Origin of the sequence: Aminobacter sp. SR38 (assembly GCF_014843375.1) — a bacterium.
Taxonomy (GTDB): domain Bacteria; phylum Pseudomonadota; class Alphaproteobacteria; order Rhizobiales; family Rhizobiaceae; genus Aminobacter; species Aminobacter ciceronei.
This window is the reverse complement of the sequence record NZ_CP062120.1, coordinates 167,908-187,580: the sequence shown is the minus strand read 5'-3', so window position 1 is coordinate 187,580 and position 19,673 is coordinate 167,908. Positions and strand designations below refer to the sequence as shown.

9 protein-coding genes and 15 pseudogenes are annotated in these 19,673 nt (G+C 63.9%); 21 read left to right on the top strand and 3 right to left on the bottom strand.

Annotated features, from left to right (window positions below; translation table 11 throughout):
- Window positions 1-119: 119 nt before the first annotated feature.
- From trbB to IG197_RS35930, 14 genes and pseudogenes are all read left to right on the top strand, one after another.
- The gene (gene trbB, locus IG197_RS35990; RefSeq protein ID WP_192321917.1) at window positions 120-1,079 is read left to right on the top strand and encodes a P-type conjugative transfer ATPase TrbB; all 960 of its coding nucleotides are present in this window, start codon (window positions 120-122) and stop codon (window positions 1,077-1,079) included.
- Window positions 1,080-1,095: 16 nt separating this feature from the next.
- A pseudogene (gene trbC / locus IG197_RS35985) lies at window positions 1,096-1,556 on the top strand (conjugal transfer system pilin TrbC); the annotation flags it as partial.
- A gap of 5 nt (window positions 1,557-1,561) precedes the next feature.
- Window positions 1,562-1,868, top strand: a pseudogene (locus IG197_RS35980) (conjugal transfer protein TrbD).
- A pseudogene (locus IG197_RS35975) lies at window positions 1,865-4,398 on the top strand (VirB4 family type IV secretion/conjugal transfer ATPase). Before IG197_RS35980 ends, IG197_RS35975 begins: the two co-directional pseudogenes overlap by 4 nt.
- The gene (locus IG197_RS37085; RefSeq protein ID WP_371746636.1) at window positions 4,395-4,595 is read left to right on the top strand and encodes a hypothetical protein; all 201 of its coding nucleotides are present in this window, start codon (window positions 4,395-4,397) and stop codon (window positions 4,593-4,595) included. Before IG197_RS35975 ends, IG197_RS37085 begins: the two are co-directional and overlap by 4 nt.
- Window positions 4,526-5,168 (top strand): annotated as a pseudogene (locus IG197_RS35970) (conjugal transfer protein TrbF). The gene IG197_RS37085 and the pseudogene IG197_RS35970 overlap by 70 nt, the downstream one beginning before the upstream one ends.
- Before the next feature lie 17 nt (window positions 5,169-5,185).
- Window positions 5,186-6,079: pseudogene (trbG, locus tag IG197_RS35965) on the top strand (P-type conjugative transfer protein TrbG).
- A 2-nt stretch (window positions 6,080-6,081) separates the two neighbouring features.
- Window positions 6,082-6,564: pseudogene (locus IG197_RS35960) on the top strand (conjugal transfer protein TrbH).
- Window positions 6,565-6,568: 4 nt separating this feature from the next.
- Window positions 6,569-7,987 (top strand): annotated as a pseudogene (locus tag IG197_RS35955) (TrbI/VirB10 family protein).
- Window positions 7,988-8,007: 20 nt separating this feature from the next.
- A pseudogene (trbJ, locus tag IG197_RS35950) lies at window positions 8,008-8,771 on the top strand (P-type conjugative transfer protein TrbJ).
- A gap of 9 nt (window positions 8,772-8,780) precedes the next feature.
- Window positions 8,781-8,894: pseudogene (gene trbK / locus IG197_RS36625) on the top strand (entry exclusion lipoprotein TrbK); the annotation flags it as partial.
- Between the two features lie 123 nt (window positions 8,895-9,017).
- Window positions 9,018-10,731 (top strand): annotated as a pseudogene (gene trbL / locus IG197_RS35940) (P-type conjugative transfer protein TrbL).
- On the top strand, window positions 10,685-11,329 hold the full coding sequence (locus IG197_RS35935) for a TrbM/KikA/MpfK family conjugal transfer protein (RefSeq protein WP_371746643.1): 645 nt from the start codon (window positions 10,685-10,687) through the stop codon (window positions 11,327-11,329). Before trbL ends, IG197_RS35935 begins: the two are co-directional and overlap by 47 nt.
- A gap of 13 nt (window positions 11,330-11,342) precedes the next feature.
- A pseudogene (locus tag IG197_RS35930) lies at window positions 11,343-11,973 on the top strand (transglycosylase SLT domain-containing protein).
- Window positions 11,974-12,015: 42 nt separating this feature from the next.
- Here IG197_RS35930 and IG197_RS35925 read toward each other — a convergent pair.
- Window positions 12,016-12,342: pseudogene (locus IG197_RS35925) on the bottom strand (DUF4158 domain-containing protein); the annotation flags it as partial.
- Between the two features lie 136 nt (window positions 12,343-12,478).
- On the opposite strand from IG197_RS35925, the pseudogene IG197_RS35920 reads away from it, so the two are divergent.
- From IG197_RS35920 to IG197_RS35895, 7 genes and pseudogenes are all read left to right on the top strand, one after another.
- A pseudogene (locus IG197_RS35920) lies at window positions 12,479-13,691 on the top strand (NAD(P)/FAD-dependent oxidoreductase); the annotation flags it as partial.
- 108 nt (window positions 13,692-13,799) lie between these two features.
- Window positions 13,800-14,249: a transposase zinc-binding domain-containing protein gene (locus tag IG197_RS36620; RefSeq protein ID WP_371746634.1), complete on the top strand. Its 450-nt coding sequence runs from the start codon at window positions 13,800-13,802 to the stop codon at window positions 14,247-14,249.
- 168 nt (window positions 14,250-14,417) lie between these two features.
- Window positions 14,418-15,335, top strand: coding sequence for a transposase (locus IG197_RS35915; RefSeq protein ID WP_256441303.1), 918 nt, complete (start codon window positions 14,418-14,420; stop codon window positions 15,333-15,335).
- 550 nt (window positions 15,336-15,885) lie between these two features.
- Window positions 15,886-16,119: pseudogene (locus IG197_RS37080) on the top strand (NCS2 family permease); the annotation flags it as partial.
- 263 nt (window positions 16,120-16,382) lie between these two features.
- Entirely contained in the window at window positions 16,383-16,919 is a 537-nt protein-coding gene (locus IG197_RS35905) for a hypothetical protein (protein WP_246765573.1), read from the top strand.
- 46 nt (window positions 16,920-16,965) lie between these two features.
- A complete protein-coding gene (locus tag IG197_RS35900) occupies window positions 16,966-17,214 on the top strand; it encodes a hypothetical protein (protein WP_192321909.1) in 249 nt (82 codons plus the stop codon).
- 386 nt (window positions 17,215-17,600) lie between these two features.
- On the top strand, window positions 17,601-18,131 hold the full coding sequence (locus IG197_RS35895; RefSeq protein WP_192321907.1) for a TetR/AcrR family transcriptional regulator: 531 nt from the start codon (window positions 17,601-17,603) through the stop codon (window positions 18,129-18,131).
- Between the two features lie 29 nt (window positions 18,132-18,160).
- Here IG197_RS35895 and IG197_RS36605 read toward each other — a convergent pair.
- Together IG197_RS36605 and IG197_RS36600 are read right to left on the bottom strand one after the other, a co-directional pair.
- Window positions 18,161-19,410, bottom strand: a pseudogene (locus tag IG197_RS36605) (amidohydrolase); the annotation flags it as partial.
- A gap of 7 nt (window positions 19,411-19,417) precedes the next feature.
- A complete protein-coding gene (locus tag IG197_RS36600) occupies window positions 19,418-19,603 on the bottom strand; it encodes a hypothetical protein (protein WP_246765568.1) in 186 nt (61 codons plus the stop codon).
- Window positions 19,604-19,673: the final 70 nt, after the last annotated feature.

Below are 19,673 nucleotides of genomic sequence, written 5' to 3'. Positions count from 1 at the left end.
TGCAACGTCGCGGCCGAAGTCACCCTTGTGCGCTTCGGTGTTGCGGTCGAAATTAGTTCGGTATATCGTATGAACCTGTGTAGAATGCGCGAAACGCAACGGCATACAGGGCATACGGAATGACCGACCAGAAACCAGAACACAACAGCATCAAGGAACGGGCGAAGAAGAAGCTCGAACGCGACATGGGGCCGGAGCTGGCCGCCCTCAACGATCCCAAGACCGTTGAAATCATGCTCAACGCGGACGGCAAGCTCTGGCTCGAACGCCTGGGCGAGCCGATGAAGTGCATCGGCACGCTGCGCGTCGCGCAGGCGCAAGCCATCATCGAAACCATCGCGGGCTACCACGGCAAGGAAGTCACGCGCTCCAAGCCGATCCTGGAAGGCGAGCTGCCCCTTGATGGCAGTCGCTTCGCCGGCCAGCTCCCGCCGGTTGTGCCCGCACCCACCTTCGCCATTCGGAAGAAGGCCGTCGCCATCTTCACGCTCGATCAGTACGTCGAACGCGGAATCATGACCGCGCCGCAGCGCGAGGCATTGATTGCAGCGGTGCGCGCGCACCGGAACATCCTTGTGATCGGCGGCACCGGCTCGGGCAAGACCACGCTGGTGAACGCGATCATCAACGAGATGGTGATTCAAGACCCGACCGAGCGGGTTTTCATCATCGAGGACACCGGCGAAATCCAGTGCGCCGCCGAGAACTACGTCCAGTACCACACCAGCATCGACGTGAACATGACGGCGCTGCTGAAAACCACCCTCCGCATGCGCCCCGACCGAATCCTGGTCGGCGAGGTGCGCGGCCCCGAAGCCCTTGATCTGTTGATGGCCTGGAACACCGGGCACGAAGGAGGTGCTGCAACCCTGCACGCAAACAACGCCAAAGCTGGATTGGATCGGCTCGCCATGCTCATCAGCATGCACCCCGATTCCCCGAAACCCATTGAACCGCTTATCGGCGAGGCGGTTCACGTGGTTGTTCATATCGCCCGCGTCGAAGGCTCGCGGCGCATCCAGGAAATCTTGGAGGTTTCCGGGTTCGCCAACGGCCAGTACATCACCAAAACCCTCTGACTAGGAGTTACGACCAATGCAAGCAACCTTCCCGGCATTCCGCCTCAACCGCAACGCCCTGTTCTACATGGGCCTCTTCGCCCTCCTGGCGTTCTTCCTGCTGGCCCCCCAGCACGCATTCGCCTCCGAGGGCACCGGCGGCTCTCTGCCGTATGAGAGCTGGCTGACCAACCTCCGCAACTCCGTCACCGGCCCGGTGGCCTTCGCGCTGTCGATCATCGGCATCGTGGTCGCCGGCGGCATCCTGATCTTCGGCGGCGAACTCAACGGCTTCTTCCGCACGTTGATCTTCATCGTCCTGGTCATGGCTCCTGCTGGTCGGCGCGCAGAACATGATGAGCACGTTCTTCGGCCGTGGCGCGGAAATCGCCGCCCTGACCGATGGCGCGCTGCACCAGGTCAAGGTCGCCGCGCTGGACGTGGCCGGCTTCCCCGGCGAAGCCGTCATGCGCTGCCGAGCGCGGCCACATCGCGGGTAAGTCATGGCTCTGCGCGCGATCCCCATCCGTAGGGCCGGCAACCGAGAAAACCTGTTCATGGGCGGGGATCGAGCTGGTGATGTTCGGCCTGCTGGCCGGCGCGCTGATTTTCAGCGCCCAAGAAGTGAGGGCAACGGTGTTCGGCATCGCCTTGTGGTTCGGCGCGCTCTTCGCGCTGCGCCTCATGGCGAAGGCCGATCCGAAGCTGCGACACGTGTACCTGCGGCACCGCCGGTACAAGCCGTACTACCCGGCTCGCAGCACGCCCTTCCGTGACAACACGCCGAGTCAAGGGAAGCAATACAAATGATCGAAGCAATCGCAATTGCCATTGCTGTGCTCGGTGCGGTTCTGTTGCTCATCCTCTTTGCCCGCATCCGGGCTGTCGATGCCGAGCTGAAGCTCAAGAAGCATCGCGCCAAGGATGCCGGCCTGGCCGATCTGCTCAATTACGCCGCCGTGGTCGATGACGGCGTGATCGTGGGCAAGAACGGCTCCTTTATGGCCGCCTGGCTGTACAAGGGTGATGACAACGCCAGCAGCACCGAGGAACAGCGGGAAATGGTGTCGTTCCATCAACCAGGCCCTGGCGGGCCTGGGGAACGGCTGGATGGTGCATGTCGATGCTGTGCGTCGGCCTGCGCCGAACTACTCGGAGCGGGCGTGTCATCGTTCCCCGACCCGCTCTTCGCCATTGACGAGGAACGCCGGCGCTTGTTCGAGGGCCTGGGCGCGATGTTCGAGGGCTACTTTGTCCTGACCGTCACGTGGTTCCCGCCAGTGCTGGCCCAGCGCAAGTTTGTCGAACTCATGTTCGATGACGATGCGGTGGCTCCCGACCATACGGCGCGCACTACGGGCCTGATTGCGCAGTTCAAGCGCGAGATCACCAGCCTGGAATCGCGCCTGTCCTCGGCAACAAGATGCCTGCGCGGCCAAAAGTCGTGTCGGAAGAGGGCAGGAAGTCACGCACGATGACTTCCTGAGCTGGTTGCAGTTCTGCGTGACGGGCCTCCATCACCCGGTCATGCTGCCCAGCAATCCGATGTACCTCGATGCGGTAATCGGCGGGCAAGAGCTGTGGGCGGCGTCGTGCCCAAGATCGGGCGCAAGTTCATCCAGGTGGTCGCCATCGAAGGCTTCCCCTTGAGTCAACGCCTGGGGTGCTCTCGGCCCTGGCCGAGCTGCCCAGCGAATACCGCTGGTCGAGCCGCTTCATCTTCATGGATCAGCACGAGTCCTTGAAGCACCTGGACAAGCCCGCAAGAAGTGGAAGCAGAAGATTCGCGGCTTCTTCGATCAGGTGTTCAACACGAATACCGGCTCGATCAACCAGGACGCGGCCGCGATGGTCGGCGACGCCGAGGCGGCCATCGCCGAGGTCAACAGCGGCTTGGTGGCGGCCGGCTACTACACCAGCGTAGTCGTGCTGATGGACGAGGATCGGGAGCGCCTGGCGGCCTCCGCGCTCCTGGTCGAGAAGGCCGTCAACCGCCTGGCCTTCGCGGCCCGTATCGAGACGATCAACACGCTCGATGCGTACCTGGGCAGCTTGCCCGGCCACGGCGTCGAGAACGTGCGCCGGCCGCTCATCAACACGATGAACCTGGCCGACCTGCTGCCGACAAGCTCGATCTGGACGGGCAGCGCCACGGCTCCGTGCCCGATGTACCCGCCGCTGTCGCCGGCGCTCATGCACTGCGTGACGGTGGGCGCTACGCCGTTCCGCCTGAACCTGCACGTGCGCGACCTGGGCCACACCTTCATGTTCGGCCCGACCGGCGCAGGCAAATCGACGCACCTGGGCATCATCGCCGCGCAGCTCCGTCGCTACGCCGGCATGTCGATCTACGCCTTCGACAAGGGCATGTCGATGTACCCACTCGGCCGGCATCCGCGCGGCCACGAAGGGCAAGAGCGGCCTGCATTTCACGGTGGCCGCCGACGATGACCGCCTGGCGTTCTGCCCGCTCCAGTTCCTCGAAACGAAGGGGGATAGGGCCTGGGCGATGGAGTGGATCGACACCATCCTGGCGTTGAACGGCGTCAACACCACGCCGGCGCAGCGCAACGAGATCGGCAACGCGATCATGAGCATGCACGCCAGCGGCGCGCGCACGCTCTCCGTTCTCGGTGACGATTCAGGACGAGGCGATCCGCGAGGCCATCAAGCAGTACACGGTGGACGGCTCGATGGGCCACCTGCTCGACGCCGAAGAGGACGGCCTGTCGCTGTCCGACTTCACGGTGTTCGAGATCGAAGAGCTGATGAACCTGGGCGAGAAGCTGCGCTGCCGGTGCTGCTCTACCTGTTCCGCCGCATCGAGCGCGCACTGAAAGGCCAGCCCTCCGTCATCATCCTGGACGAAGCCTGGTTGATGCTGGGCCACCCCGCGTTCCGCGCCAAGATCAGGGAATGGCTCAAGGTGCTGCGCAAGGCCAACTGCCTTGTGCTGATGGCGACGCAAAGCCCTCCGACGCGGCCAACTCGGGCATCTTGGACGTGATCGTGGAATCGACCGCGACCAAGATTTTCCTGCCTAACGTCTACGCCAGGGATGAGGACACATCGGCGCTCTATCGCCGTATGGGCCTCAACGCGCGTCAGATCGAAATCCTGGCGACTGCCATTCCGAAGCGTCAGTACTACTACGTCTCGGAGAACGGCCGCCGTCTCTATGACCTTGCCCTGGGGCCGATGGCTCTGGCCTTCGTCGGTGCGTCCGACAAGGAATCGGTCGCCACCATCAAGAGCCTCGAAGCCGCTCGGCCACGAATGGGTGCATGAGTGGCTGGCCGGCCGTGGGCTGAATCTCAACGACTACCTGGAGGCCGCATGAGCATCGCCGACACCCTCAAGGGCTTGATCTTCAAGAAGCCCGCCAACTCCGCCGAGCCGCGCGATCCGCGCCGCTCGAAGGAACTGCTCGCCGGCGGCCGCCGTGCGGGCGAGGCCGAGAACCCTACCTGGCCGCGCGCCGCACCTGGAACGATCACGTGGGCAGCGTCGTCTCGCAGCGCCAAACCTGGCAGGTGATAGGCATCCTGTCGCTGTTGATCGCGCTGGCCGGCGTGGGTGGCGTGATCCACATCGGCAGCCAGTCGAGCTCATCCCCTACGTGGTCGAGGTGGACAAGCTGGGCCAGACGGTGGCCGCCGGCCCGGTGCAGGCCGCAGGAAGGCCGATCCGCGTGTCATCCACGCCGCCGTTGCGGACTGGATGAGCTGCGCGCGCATGGTGTCGCCTGACGTGGCCTTGCAGCGCAAGTGCGTTCAAGGCGTACTCGATGCTCGCCCCAACGATCCGGCGACGCCAAAGATGAACGAGTGGTTGAACGGCACGCCCGATTCCAGCCCGTTCAAGCGCGCCGAGAAGGAAATGGTCAGCGTCGAGATCAAGACCGTCATCCCGCAAACGCCCGACACCTGGCAAGTCGAGGGTGGAAACCACGCGCGACCGCCAAGGCACGCTGAAAGGTCAGCCCGTCACCTGGCGCGCGCTCGTGACTACCTACATCGCCGAGGTCACGCCCAACACCACCGATGAGCAACTGCGGAACAACCCGTTGAGCATCTACGTGCGTGATTACCCTGGTCCCGCATCCAATGAATTCGAGGTCATCCACCATGAAGAAAACCCTCTCCGCTTTGATCGTGGGCGCTGCTGTGGCGGTGCCCTCCTGGCTCTGGCCGCCCCTGGCGACGACATTGCCGACAAGTATTTCAACAAGACCAACCCGACGCTGACCGCTCAAGAGCGCGCGGCGCTCGCCATCGCCAAACGGTGGGAAGCGGGGTCGGCGACCGGCATCGCCGGTGGCCGGCTCGGGCGGTGCCATCAGTTCGTGTACGGCGCAGCAGCCGAGCATCGTTTGCGCGGTGCTCCAGGTGTGCGACGTGGCCTTGCAGCCCGGCGAACAAGTGAACTCGATCAACCTGGGCGACACGGCCAGGTGGACGGTGGAACCGGCCATCACCGGCAGCGGCGCGACCGAGGTTCAGCACCTCATCATCAAGCCGATGGACGTGGGCCTCGAAACCAGCCTGGTTGTGACCACGAACCGCCGCAGCTACCACTTCCGCCTGCGCTCGCATCGCACCGAGTACATGCCGCAAGTCTCGTTCACGTACCCCGAGGAAGCGCAAGCCAAGTGGGACGCGATCCAGCGCCGCGAGAAGCAGGAACGCACCGACAACACCCTGCCGGCGACGGGCGAGTACCTGGGCGATCTCTCGTTCGACTATGAGCTGTCCGGGTCGGCGAGCTGGAAGCCTGTGCGCGTCTACAACGATGGCCGCAAGACCATCATCGAAATGCCCGGCACGATGCAGCAGACCGAAGCGCCGACGCTCCTGGTCGTGCGCAAAGAGGGCGGCTTGTTCACCGACGACGAAACGGTGCTGGTCAATTACCGCGTGCAGGGCAATCGCTACATCGTGGACACGGTGTTTGACCGCGCGATCCTGATTGCCGGTGTTGGCAGTAGCCAAGACCGCGTGACCATCAGCCGGAGGAAGTGACCATGCGCAAGATCGTCTCTCTGCGCTGCTCGCCCTCGCCCTGGCCTCGGCGGCTGCGCAACCACCAGCCAGTACGGCAACTTCGTCCAGTCGGCCGCGCTCGATCAGCAGAAGCTCGCCACCGACGCGGTGCAGCAGCTCGCCACGCTGTACGCGCCGGCGCGCACGCGCCTGGAGCTGCAACAGCCGACGCCCGATCCGTTCGGCCAGGCGCTCGTCAAGTCGCTGCGCGACAAGGGCTATGCCCTCCTGAGTACGCCCCGCCGGCGCTTCCACGCAGGCCCCGGCCTCGGCGGCATCGCAGGCGAGCGCACCGGCCACCACGGCCGCGTCGGGCGGCCTGCCGTTGCGCTACGTGCTCGACCAGGCTGGCGACTCGAACCTGTACCGCCTGACCTTGATGGTCGGCAATCAATCCATCACCCGCCCTTACCTGGCGCAAAACGGCACGTTCGCGCCGGCCGGGTACTGTGCGCAAGGAGTGACGCCATGACAGAAAACGCCGATCAGATGGCACCTGACGCTTCGCCTGGCGAAGTGTCCAAGAAGGCGGGCGTCCGTCGCGTCAACAACATGCCCATGTACATCCTCGGCGGCGTCCTGCTGTCGTTCGTGCTGGTCATGGCCCTGGTCGCGGCGGATCGCGCGGCCAAGCAGAACGCGCCGGCGGACGGCCCCAAGGAGAAGGCCGGCAACACGTCGATGTTCGCCAAGGAGATCGCAGGCGACAAGACCGGCGGCTTGATCGAGCCGGCAAGCCCGCTCAAGGTGCCCGACATGCCGACCGGCCCGGCGTCGGCTCCGCTGGAGATCGCGCGGCCGTCCAACCCGGACGCGCCGCCGGCCCCGCCGGCCAACCCGGCAACCCGGGCCAGCCGGTGAACGACGACGAGGCCCAGCGCATCCGCATGGCGAAGATGCAGATGTTCGGCGAAGCCGTGAAGGCCAAGACCACCGTGCGCGTGGATGCCCCGCGTAGCAACGGCTCCGCGCCGGGTGGCCCGAGCACCTACACCGGCACGCCGCAGACGCGCGATGAAATGCTGAACCGCATCGCAGCGGTGCAGCAGCAAATCGACGCGCAGCGCAGCAACGATCCGACCGCCGCCTATCAAGCACGCCTGGCGCAGATCTGCGGCATGGGCGTCGGTGGTGGCGGCGCGGTCGGCCGCCGGCGGCATGGGCGCGGGCGGTGCGCCGCAGCTCCTGCAAACCTCGACCAGCGGCGGCGGGCGCAACAGCATGGCGCAGTTCGGCCAAGGTGGGCAGGGCGACCGCTGGAAGCTGGATTCGCAGCCGGAAGCGCCGCGCACACCGTTCGAGCTGCGCGCGGGCTTCGTCGTGCCGGCCACGCTCATTTCGGGCATCAACTCCGATCTGCCGGGCCAAATCATGGCCCAGGTCGCGCAGGACGTGTACGACACACCGACCGGCAAGCACCTGTTGATCCCGCAGGGATCGCGCCTCGTCGGCTCGTATTCGAGCGACGTGGCCTACGGTCAAGCGCGCGTGCTGGTTGCGTGGCAACGCATCGTGTTCCCCGATGGCAAGGCGATGGACATTGGCGCGATGCCAGGCGCGGACAGCGCGGGATACGCGGGCTTCCACGACCAGGTGAACAACCACTATGTGCGCCTGTTCGGCTCGGCCTTCCTCATGTCCGGCGTGACAGCAGGCATCACCTACAGCCAACGCCAGAACCAGGCCACAAACACCTATGGCGCACCGAGCGCCAGCAGTGCCCTAAGCGAAGCCCTCGGCCAGCAGCTCGGCCAGGTTACGGCGCAACTCATCGCCAAGAACCTGAGCATTTCGCCGACGCTGGAAATTCGGCCGGGGTATCGCTTCAACGTCGTGGTCACGAAGGACATGACGTTTTCCAAGCCGTACCGTTCCTTCGATTACTAACGCCATAGGAGAAAAGCACCATGAAGCCGAAGTTTTTAGCCGCTAAATTGGCCCTCGTCATTGCTGTTTCGAGCACGCTGGCGGTCACACCTGTGCAGGCTGGCATCCCCGTCATCGACGGCACCAACCTGTCGCAGAACATCATGACGGCCATCGAATCGGTGGCCCAGACGCTCAAGCAAATTGAGCAGTACAGCACCCAGCTCCAGCAGTATCAAAACCAACTCCAGAACACGATGGCCCCGGCCGCGTATATCTGGGATCAGGCGCAATCGACCATCAACGGGTTGATGAACGCGGTCAACACGCTGGATTACTACAAGACCCAACTCGGCAGCCTGGACAGCTACATCGGCAGCTCCAGGACGTGAACTACTACAAGAACTCGCCGTGCTTTACGGCGGCAGGGTGCTCCGACGCGGAACGCGCAGCACTTCGGAATGTGGCCCAGCTCGCGAGCGAGTCGCAGAAGAAGGCCAACGATGCCTTGTTCAAGGGCCTCGATAGGCAGCAAACGAATCTCACGGCCGATGCAGCGACGTTGCAGCGTCTTCAATCGGCAGCGCAGGGCGCGCAGGGCCAAATGCAGGCCATCGGCTACGCCAACCAGCTCGCCAGCCAGCAGGCCAACCAGCTCTTGCAGATTCGTGGCCTGCTGATCGCGCAGCAGAACGCGATGGCAACCAAGATGCAGGCCGACGCCGACAAGGAAGCCCAGCAGGCGGCAGCGGCCGCACAACTGCGCCAGGGCAGCTACCGGGCCAGCCCGGCGCGCACCTGGTAAGGGGGATTCATGAAAGCAATCAAGGCTCTGTCCTTGGCCTCGGCCGCCCTCGTGGCGGCCTTGGTCGCCGGCTGCGACAACAAGCCGGCCACGGCCCCCATGCCGGAAGTGAACGACGAGAACTGCAAGCCCGAGAACATCGCCAAGATCGAGGACAAGGGCGTCCAGCAGGCTTTTCGTCGCTGTGCTTGCGTCGTGGTGGGGATTTCAAGCCCAGCCCGAAACGCGAATGGTGAGGTGCTGACGATGAGAATGCCAGCCAATCTAAAAACCCTCGCCCTGCCGCTGTTCGTCTGGCTGGCGTTCTTCGCGGTCGATGCCCACGCGGCCATCGACAACGCCGGCGTGTTCGATAGCGTGCTGGATCGCTACCAGGCCGCCGCGAGCGGCTGGGCCGGTGTCATCACCACGGCCGCAACCTGGCTCTTCTGGACGCTGGTTGTGATCTCGATGGTCTGGACGTTCGGCATGATGGCCTTGCGCAAGGCCGACATTGGCGAGTTCTTCGCGGAGCTCGTCCGCTTCACGATCTTTACCGGCTTCTTCTGGTGGGCGCTAACCAACGGCCCTAACTTCGCCTCGTCCATCTATGCGTCGTTGCGGCAGCTCGCCGGCAACGCGACGGGCCTGGGCAATGCTCTGTCGCCCTCGGGCATCGTGGACGTGGGCTTTGCGATCTTCGACAAGGTGATGGATCAGTCCTCGGTGTGGTCGCCGGTGGACAGCATGGCCGGCATCCTCATGGCCGTGGCGATCCTGGTCATCCTGGCCCTGGTCGGTGTGAATATGCTTCTGCTGCTCGCGTCGGGTGGGTGCTCGCCTACGGCGGCGTGTTCTTCCTCGGCTTCGGTGGTTCGCGCTGGACTTCCGACATGGCGATCAACTACTACAAGGTCGTCCTGGGCGTGGCCGCGCAGCTCTTCGCAATGGTGCTCCTGGTGGGCATCGGCAAGACCTTCCTCGATGACTACTACTCGCGCATGAGCGCCGGCATCAGCCTCAAGGAAATGGGCGTGATGCTGATCGTCGTCATCATCCCTCTTGGCGTTGGTCAACAAGATTCCGCCGCTCATCGCCGGGATCATCACCGGCGCGAGCGTGGGCGGTGCCGGCATCGGCCAGTTCGGTGCAGGTGCTGCGTTGTGCCGCAGGCATGGCAGCAGCAGCGGCCGCGACCGGCGGCGCCGCTCTGGCCGCCGGCGCAGCCTCGGCCGCCGGTGGTGCCTCTGCCGTCATGGCCGCCTTCTCGAAGGCCAATGAGAACGTGTCGGCAGGCACGGACGTTATGTCGGCCTCTCGGGCGGCGGCAGCTCGGGCGGCGGTGCGGGCGGCGGCGGCGACGCCGGCACCGGCAGCACGCCCTTCGCTCAGGCTGCGGGCTTTAGCGGCAGCTCCGGCGGTGGCTCTTCGTCGGTGGCGGCAGCCCTCGACCGGCAGCAGCTCGGGCAGCTCGAAGGGCGGCGATAAGGGCGGCGGCAAAGCCGACGCCGGCGGCCAGGGCAGCAGCTCGACGGCCAGCACCGGCAGCAGTGCCGACAAGGCCGCCAAGAACGAACCCAAGCCCGCCGGCGGGGCAGGGCAAGGGCAGCAGGCCGCACCGGGCAGCACCGGCCCCGGCTTGCTCGCATCGGCCGCATCGGCCCTCGGCACGGCCGGCCGCATCGCCGCCGACGCCGGCGCGAACTTGGCGAAGGGAACCGCCGATGTTGCCAAGGCCAAAGCCGCGAGCCTGCGCGAAGCCGCAGCCGAGCGGATCGCCGACACCACTGGCGGAAAGATCGCCGCCGCGATCAAGGCGCAAGGAAGCGGCACGGCCGAGAACATCGACGTGCCCGACCAGCAGCCCGCGCCGAGCTTCGGCGACAACAGCCTGGCAGGCGGCCCTGCCGATGCCGATCCCGAGTCCGAAGTAGCTGCGTTCGCCAACCGCGAGCAAGGCCGCGACGGCACAACTGCGTAACCAAGGAGAGTCCAACCATGAAGAAGAAACTGTTTGCCCTGGCCGCCCTCGTGGCAGCCCGGATCGACCGCCGGCACGGCCAGCGCGCAAGACGCTGACCGGCGACACGCGCCTGGCCTGCGAGGCGATCCTGTGCCTGTCGTCGGGCACGCGCCCGAGCGAATGCACGCCGTCGCTGTCGCGGTACTTCAACATCACGAAGCGCAAGCTGTCGGACACGATCCGCGCCCGCCTGAACTTCCTCCAGCTTTGCCCGGTGGCGAGCCAGACGCCGGAAATGCAGTCGCTCGTGTCGGCGATCTCGCGCGGCGCTGGCCGGTGCGACGCGCAGTCGCTGAACTCGACGTTGGTGATGTGGACGGGCGGCTACGACGATGGGCGCACGTACATCAGCAACCAGTTGCCTGACTACTGCGGGGCCTACACCGGCCACGCCTACACCGACTTCGCCAGCAGCGGCACGCCGCGCTATGTCGGGACGCCAGAGCGGGGCGGGTATTGGGTCGAAGCGCGCGACTATGACCGCGCCTTGGCCGAGTACAACGAACGCATCCGGCGCGAGGACGAAGAGCGCCGCCGCCAGTCCTGGCTGAACTGAGGGAGGGGAGGGCATGCCGTTCTTCGCCGATCTGCCGCCGCAGCTCCAGGAGCGCGTCGTCTGCTCGATCTCGGCCGCCGTCAAGTACGAGGTGCCGGTCAACATCGTGTTGGCCGTCGCCGAGAAAGAGGGCGGCAAGCCGGGCCAGTGGGTGCGCAACTCGAATGGCACGCATGACGTTGGCCCGATGCAGTTCAACACCGCGTACCTGGGCGACCTGGCCCGATACGGCATCACGGCGAACGATGTGGCGGCTGGCTGCTACTCGTTCGACCTGGCCGCCTGGCGGCTGCGGATGCACATCCGCAACGACAAGGGCGACCTCTGGACGAAGGCGGCGAACTACCACTCGCGCACGCCGCAGTACAACGCGGTGTACCGGGCCGACTTGATGCGCAAGGCGTCGAAGTGGGCCGATTGGCTCGAAGCTCGGTTCGTCACGCTTGACGTGACGAAGGCCGGGCCACGCCTCGACGCCCAGCCAGCCCGCGACGGTGGCCCAGCGGGCGACGCCGGCGGCCAGGCCGGCACCAGCACCCCAGCAGGCCGCCCCAGCGGCCGCAGCAGCTCGCAGCGTGTCGGTGGCCGGCTACGTGCCCCGCACGGTGTCTTTCAACACTTCACGCGAGGGGTCGGCCGAGTAGGCCGGCTCTTCCGATTTAGCGGCTAAACATGGACAAATTCCCCGTGCAGGCTACTTGTTGGTGATCGAATAGCGTGCGCCCGCGTTCATACATGGCTCTCAGCGAGGCGACTTCTGGTGCTGCAATGCCAAGCTCGTTGCCAAGGTGGCGCCACAAGGCTACTGGAATTACCCGAAAGGCACCGAGCAAACGCCCACTCATGCGCAGGAAACCAATATGGAGCGCCAGACCAAGCTTGTGGGAATCACCTCGGCGTGCATTGATTGCGTCGCGCTCGGCACCATCGAAGGTGAAAATGCCTTCATCTCGAAGTCGCTGATATCGCGGGGAGCCCACGCATCCCCAAAACGTTGTGTGCCAACCCTGCATCGTGAACCTCAAAAGTGGGAGGCCACCATACCCGTTTACAAAGCGAACAGGAAAGTCAATGAAATCAACGGTCTACCCAGACCACCCCCGCGCCAGTGCTAGCTTTGCGTACCGTCACTTATTGCACTGAAAACGAGGAGACCCCGCCATGGCCAAAATGCGCAAGGTCACCACCGTTCGCGGCTACGGTGCCTTTGTCGGCGCCAACCACCTCGAAGTGGAAGAAACCACCGGCACGGGCCAGGAGAAGACGGGCACCAAGAAGGTCATCGCCTTCAAGCGCGCCATCATCGCCGCTGGCAGCCAGGCCGTGCGCCTGCCGTTCATGCCCAACGACCCGCGCGTGGTCGATTCCACCGGCGCGCTGGCGCTCAGCGGCGTGCCCAAACGCATGCTCATCCTGGGCGGCGGCATCATCGGCCTGGAAATGGGCACGGTGTACAGCACCCTGGGCGCACGCCTGGATGTGGTGGAAATGATGGACGGCCTGATGCAGGGCGCCGACCGCGACCTGGTCAAGATCTGGCAGAAGATGAACGCCAAGCGCTTCGACAACATCATGTTGAAGACGAAAACCGTGGGTGCCGAGGCCACACCTGAAGGCATCAAGGTCACATTCGCGCCAGCGGAAGAGGGCGGCACCACCCCCGAACCCCAGGTGTACGACCTGGTGCTGCAGGCCGTGGGCCGCACGCCCAACGGCAAGAAGATTGCCGCTGAAAAGGCCGGCGTGTCTGTGACGGACCGCGGTTTCATCAACGTCGACATCCAGATGCGCACCAACGTGCCGCACATCTTCGCCATCGGCGACATCGTCGGGCAGCCCATGCTGGCGCACAAGGCGGTGCATGAGGCACACGTGGCGGCAGAAGTGATTGCCGGTGAACTGCAAGGCAACAAAGAGCTGGCAAGCGCCGCCTTCAACGCCCGCGTGATCCCAAGCGTGGCCTACACCGACCCTGAAGTGGCTTGGGTGGGCCTGACGGAAGACCAGGCCAAGGCCCAAGGCATCAAGGTCAAGAAGGGCCTGTTCCCCTGGACGGCCGGGCCGCGCCATTGCCAACGGCCGCGACGAAGGCTTCACCAAGCTGCTGTTCGACGACAGCCCCGAAGCAGGATCAGGAGACGGCCATGCTGGCCGGGGCCACGGCAAGATCCTGGGCGGTGGCATGGTCGGCACCCACGCGGGCGACATGATCGGAGAGATCGCGCTGGCTATCGAGATGGGTGCGGACGCAGTGGACATCGGCAAGACCATCCACCCGCATCCGACGCTGGGCGAGAGCATCGGCATGGCGGCGGAAGTGGCGCATGGCAGCTGCACGGATGTGCCGCCTGCGCGCAAGTAAGTCCGCAGCCAAGCTACCCTGACAAGGCCCGAACTGGCGACGGTTCGGGCCTTGTGCTTTGCGTACCCAAACAATCGCCGCAGAATACTGTGCATTTGTACAGTATTCATGTCAGCCACTTCCAAGCCCAAGCTCTACAACCCACGCCACCCCGAACGCACGCTGCTCTACCAAATGGTAGCCGAGCACTACGAGACCTGGCTAGAGTTGGCCAGCGCGGGTCAGTTCGACGGCCAGGGCGACCACCACACCCCCAAGCCCTTCGTGCGCAAAGCGTTTGCCAAGTATCTTGAGTGCGGCATCTTTGCCCATGGCTTTGCCCGCGCTCGCTGCGGCGACTGTGGGCACGACTACTTTGTAGCCTTCTCCTGCAAAGGCCGGGAGTCTGCCCTCGTGCACCACGCGGCGGATGGTGGAGACGGCGGCACACCTGAGCGACCACGTTTTCCCCGCCTGCCGGTGCGCCAGTGGGTGCTCTCCGTGCCCAAGAGGTTGCGGTACTTCATGCAACGCGACGGAGCGGTGCTGAGCATGGTGCTGCGCATCTTCTGCGGGTGATCGCACAAACTCTGCAGACCCACAGCCCCGGTGCGGCCCATATGGACAAGGCAGGCCTGCACATCGGTGCCATCGCCTTCATTCACCGATCGGCTCCAGCTCACGAACACGTCCACTTCCACGTTTGTGTGGTGGACGGGGTGTTTGAGGAAGTGGAGGGCGAGGGCGATGCTGATGCGACCCCTCGAATCTCATCGCCGGGTGTCATCTTCACGCGGCCACCGGCATCGATGCGGCTACCGTGGCCCCAGTGCAGACCACACTGCAAAACGCATCCTGCGCGCCTTCGTTGCTCGGGGCCTGCTGGAGAACTGTGACGCCAAAGACATGCTGGGCTACAAACACAGCGGCTTCTCGGTGGACGCCGGTGTCTGCATCGAAGCCCACGACCGCGCTGCGCTGGAGCGGTTGCTGCGCTATTGCGCGCGTCCACCGTTTTCCATGGAGCGCCTACGCAAAGAGGGAAGCAAACTGGTGTACCGCTGTGCCAAACAGCGCAGCGAGCCCACCAGTGACAAGCGTGGTGCCAAGGCAGATGAGCTGCACCTCACACCGCTGGAACTGATCGACCGCATCGCCGCGCTGGTGCCACCGCCACGCACCCACCGGCACCGCTACTTTGTGTTGGCACCAAACTCGCCGCTGAGAGCGGCGGTAACGGCGCTGGCCCAGCCTGCTGCGTCGCAACCAGCCACGGTGGAGACTGCACAACCTGGCGCGGGCGTACCTGGGGTGGCGGCGCCGGGCAACGCGGCCACACCCACACCCGAACCTGAAGCACGCCCGAAGCGAGCGGCGCATTACTTGTGGGCGGTGCTGATTGCCCGCATCTACGAGGCATTTCCGCTGCTGTGCCCCATGTGCGGTGGGCAGATGCGCATCATTGCCTTCATCACCCACAGCGCCGAAATCCGCCACATCCTGAACCACATCGGGGTGGAGTCTGCCCCCCCGCACATCACCCCGGCACGCGGGCCACCGCTGTGGGAGGGCTGCGACGCGCCGGTGGATGATGGTGCGCAAGGCGAGCCGGATTGGGATCTGGCAGCTCAACCCGACGAGGTAGACCAGCGCGTCAATTGGTGACCCAGTGAAGCGGCGGTATCCATCGCTGCGGGGAAGCAGCTGCACGCGCGCCAGGCCCAAATGCATACTGCCTCCCAAGCTCTTGCCATTGAGCGGCAAGCGAGCGCTCAACCTTCCTTGGCCGAACGTGTTTCGAGGCCCAAAACTCGTGCCATACTTGGCCTCATGCGGTTGAATTTCCTATCCGTGAACCCTTCAGCACTGTTGTGCATGGGCCATGGCAGTTCTGACGTCTGACGTGAACACGCAACACGAATGCAAGAGCATCCTGCCGAGGCCCGGTGCACTGCGGTTGCGTTCGACGTCTGACGTGCAGCGTCTAACGTGCAACGTCTGGCGTCTGATCCTTTACAACAGGTCAGACAATCACAGTCTGAACAATGTGCACAAACCCTTGTCCTGGCACAGATCAAAGCGGAACAACAGCCGTCGGTACGCAATTTGCAGACCATTTGGACAGGTTTTCAAACCATCCGCTGCTGCCACTGCTCCCGAGGCTGCCCTTGAACAAGTCTGCTGATACCGCCGCGCCCGACTGCACCCCTACCCCATGCCTACCCCGATGGAGCGGGTGGACCGCTTTTTCGAACTGAGTTCCCGGGGCACTACCGTGCAGCGGGAGTTGCTGGCGGCGGTGACCACCTTTGCCACCATGTCCTACATCCTGGTGGTGCATCCACTGATCATGTCCGATGCCGGCATGGACAGAGCCCAGGTGCTCACCATCACCGCCGTGGTGGCGGGGGTTTTTTCCATTCTGATGGGGCTCATGGCCAATCTGCCCATCGCCGTGGCGCCCGGCATGGGCGCCAATGGACTGGTGGCCTACACCCTCATTCTGGCCTTGGCGTGCCCTGGCAGGGCGCGCTGGGGCTGGTGTTCTGGAGCGGGTGTTTCTTGTCCTCACCCTCACCGGCATCCGGCGGCTGCTGCTCGATGCCTTCCCCGATGCCCTGCGCCGGGCGCTGACGGCGGGCATCGGTCTTTCATCATGTTCATCGGCCTCAAAACGGCGGGCATTGTGGTGGCGGCCCCGGCCCTCCCCTGGTGCAGATCGGCGTGGTCACGGCACCCACGGTGCTGCTGGCGCTGTCCGGCATCCCGATTGTCATGGGACTCATGGCCCGGCGGGTGCCCGGGCGATCATTCTCACCATCATACTGCTCACCGCCATCGGCTTTTTATCCCCACAGCCACAGGTTCCCTGACCTGATGCCGAGCGCCGCCCTGGCCCAGCCGACAGGCTTTTGTGACCTGTGGCTGGCGCTCGATTTTGGCTATCTGTGGTCGCATCTCGGCATTGCCCTGCCAGCCATGCTGTCCCTGGTGTTCATGGACCTGTTCAGCTCCCTCGCGGCCATGAACGCCCTGTGCCAGCGGGCCGGTCTTGTCGATGACCAGGGCGCGATGCTGAAGCCGACCGAGGCCCTGTCGGCGGATGCCATGGCCGCCATCGGCGCCTCCCTGGCGGGCACCTCCACCGCCATCTGTTTCGGCGAATCCGCCGCCGGTATCGAAAGTGGCGGGCGCACCGGCCTTGTCGCCATTTTCGTGGGCCTGTTCTTTTCCTGGCCCTGTATCTGAACCCGCTGATTCTATCATTCCCGCCGAGGCCTCGGCCCCGGCACTGGTGTTCATTGGCCTCTTGATGTTCGTGGAAGTGGCGCGCATCGATTTTTCCGATGTCATCACCGGCGGCGCTGCCACCCTGACCCTGATCCTGATGGCGGTTACCTCCATCAGCGATGGCATGGCCATAGGGCTGATCGTCTACGCCATCGCCATGGTGATCACCGGCCGCGCCCGCCAGGTACACCCCATCGCCTACGGTCTTGCCGTGGTGCTCGGCGCCTACTACGTACTGCTGCCGCCGCTATGAGCCGAGGCGTTGTGACTGTGGGCCTTGGCTTTGTGACCGCAGTTACCGGATAATCCCTCGCCATCACCGGGTTGGTCTTCAAGGAGATTGGTCTTGCAACGGATTGGTATTGCAAGACCTCCGCCAGTGAAAACATCCCTGTCCCGTAGCAAGATCCGGTGCATCGCAACCATTGCCATGCAGATCGGGAGCTGCCTATCATCGAGAGCTAGTTATCATCGAGAGCTGGTTATCATCGAGAGCTGCGCATTATCGAGTTATCGAGAGCTCTCCATGATCAGGGCTGCCCATGCCTGGCTCGCCAGGCCGAACATTGAAACTCGAATAGTCAAGCTCGAACAGTCAAGCTCGAACATTGCGCTCTTCTGAATTATTGACGGTATGACATGACCAAAGAACCAGGCACCAGAGCTCTTGAAACCCGGAAAAGAATCATTGCTGCGGCACTTGAACTCACCCTGCGACAGGGTGAAAGCGGCATCACCATGACCGAGATCTACAAGCTGGCAAACATTTCCAGAACTTCCCTGTACCGCCACTTCAGCACTGTCGAAGAAATCCTGACCAGCATCTATTTAAAGATCAGAAGCGAATTTGAATCGGGCCTGCAAAATGCCATAGAGGCAAACCCTTCGGCGGAAAACCGGCTGGATGTGGTGACAGATTACCTGCACCACTTCTTTACCAGTGACCTTGCCCAGAAGCTCAGCGCCGCCAATACCAGCTACCTGAAAAAATTGAGCCTTATCAGTTTCGATGCCCGGGTCGACATGTACAAAAAAGTTCTGGGGCCGTATTTCGACATTGCCGAACAGCAAAAAGGCGCGCCGGTGGACCGGGATCTGGTCGCCTATTTCATCACCCACTACTATGCATCCATGGCACTCTACGGGGTTATGGTAGACCCGAGGCAATAAACCTTTGCTCAAGAAACTCATCACCGGCCTCAGCATGGTGTGACACCGGTGCCCCGTCGAAGGGCTGCCACCAAAGGATCGCCGTAAATCACCCGGCGAAACACCCCGTCCGCAGCCCGGGCCAGCTCCATTTCATCAAGGCCCGGAAATTCACCGTTGCGCCACACCACCTTGCCGTTGATCACGGTCATGTCCACGGGCCGGAAAACCCACTTTCGCGGGCAGGCTCCGTGGATCGTGGTTGGCGCCGATGTATTCGATCCGGTTCAGATCGACGGCAAGAAATCCGCAGCCCTGCCCACGGCGAGGGCGCCGAGATCAGGCCGGTTGAGGCAATCCGCACCACCCTGTGGCCATGCGCAGAAAGTCATAGGGAGCTGGCACCGGATGCTGGCGCTCACTGGCCTTCAGGCACTGGAGCAGGTAGGCAAGGCGGATGCACTCGGCGAGGTTCGAGCTGTCGTTGGAGGCGTGGCCATCCACCCCAAAGCCCACCCGCACACCTGCCGCCGCCATGGCGGGAATGTCGGTGACTTCGGCACCCACCAGAAACACCGGCGCCGGGCAATGGCAACACCGGTGCCGGTGGCGGCAAGGCGGGCGATGTCCGCTGCGGTGAATTCCCAGCCGTGGGCGAGCCACACATCCGGCCCGACAAAGCCCCGGTTTTCGCACCAGTCGAGGCTGCGCTCGCCAAAACGGGCCACCATGGCGGGGGTTTCCCCCTCCCCCAGATGGGTGTGCAGGCTCACCCCCAGGTGGCGGGCCAGACGGGCAGACTCGACGAAGGTTTCGGGTAGGCAATCACCGGCCCGCAGGGCGCCACCACCACCCGCTGCATGGCGAAGGGCCGCGGGTCATGAAAGCGGCTCACCAGGCGTTCGCAATCGGCAAGAAAAGTATCGGTGCTCTCCCGCATGGCATCGGGAATGGTGCTGCCCTCCGCCATCGGCAGGGTGATGCAGCCGCGCCCGGCGTGAAAACGCAGCCCCAGCAGGTTAGCGGCATCAAACTGGCGGTCCACCAGAAAGGGTCCACCCCGGCGGCTGTAGTTGTACTGGTGATCAAACGCGGTGGTGCAGCCGTGCTTGATCAGCTCCGCCATGGACACCACTGTGCTGTGGTAGATGCAGTCTTCATCCACCAGGGCAAACACCGGGTAGATCTTGCGCAGCCAGGCCAGCACATCAAGCTGGGTCCAGTCGAGGGGGCAAGATTGCGGACAAAGGCCTGAAAAATGGTGATGGGTGTTGATCAGCCCCGGATAGGCGGTCAGCCCCGGCAGTTCACCACCTCAACACCCTGTTCCTGGCCAACGCCAATTGGGGCCAGAGTTCGGGCAGATCCGCCAAGGCCAATAATCTCCCGTCTCTCACCAGAATATCGACGCCATTAAGCACCGTGCCCGCGACATCCCCGGTGACCAGCTGGTGAAACCCGGTGTAAAGAGTAGGTGTGGCGGTGTGGCTCATGGTATCTCCCTTTTTCTGGTAAACCTGTCTGATGGCATGGTTTCACGAAACACCGGTGTTTGTCAACGTA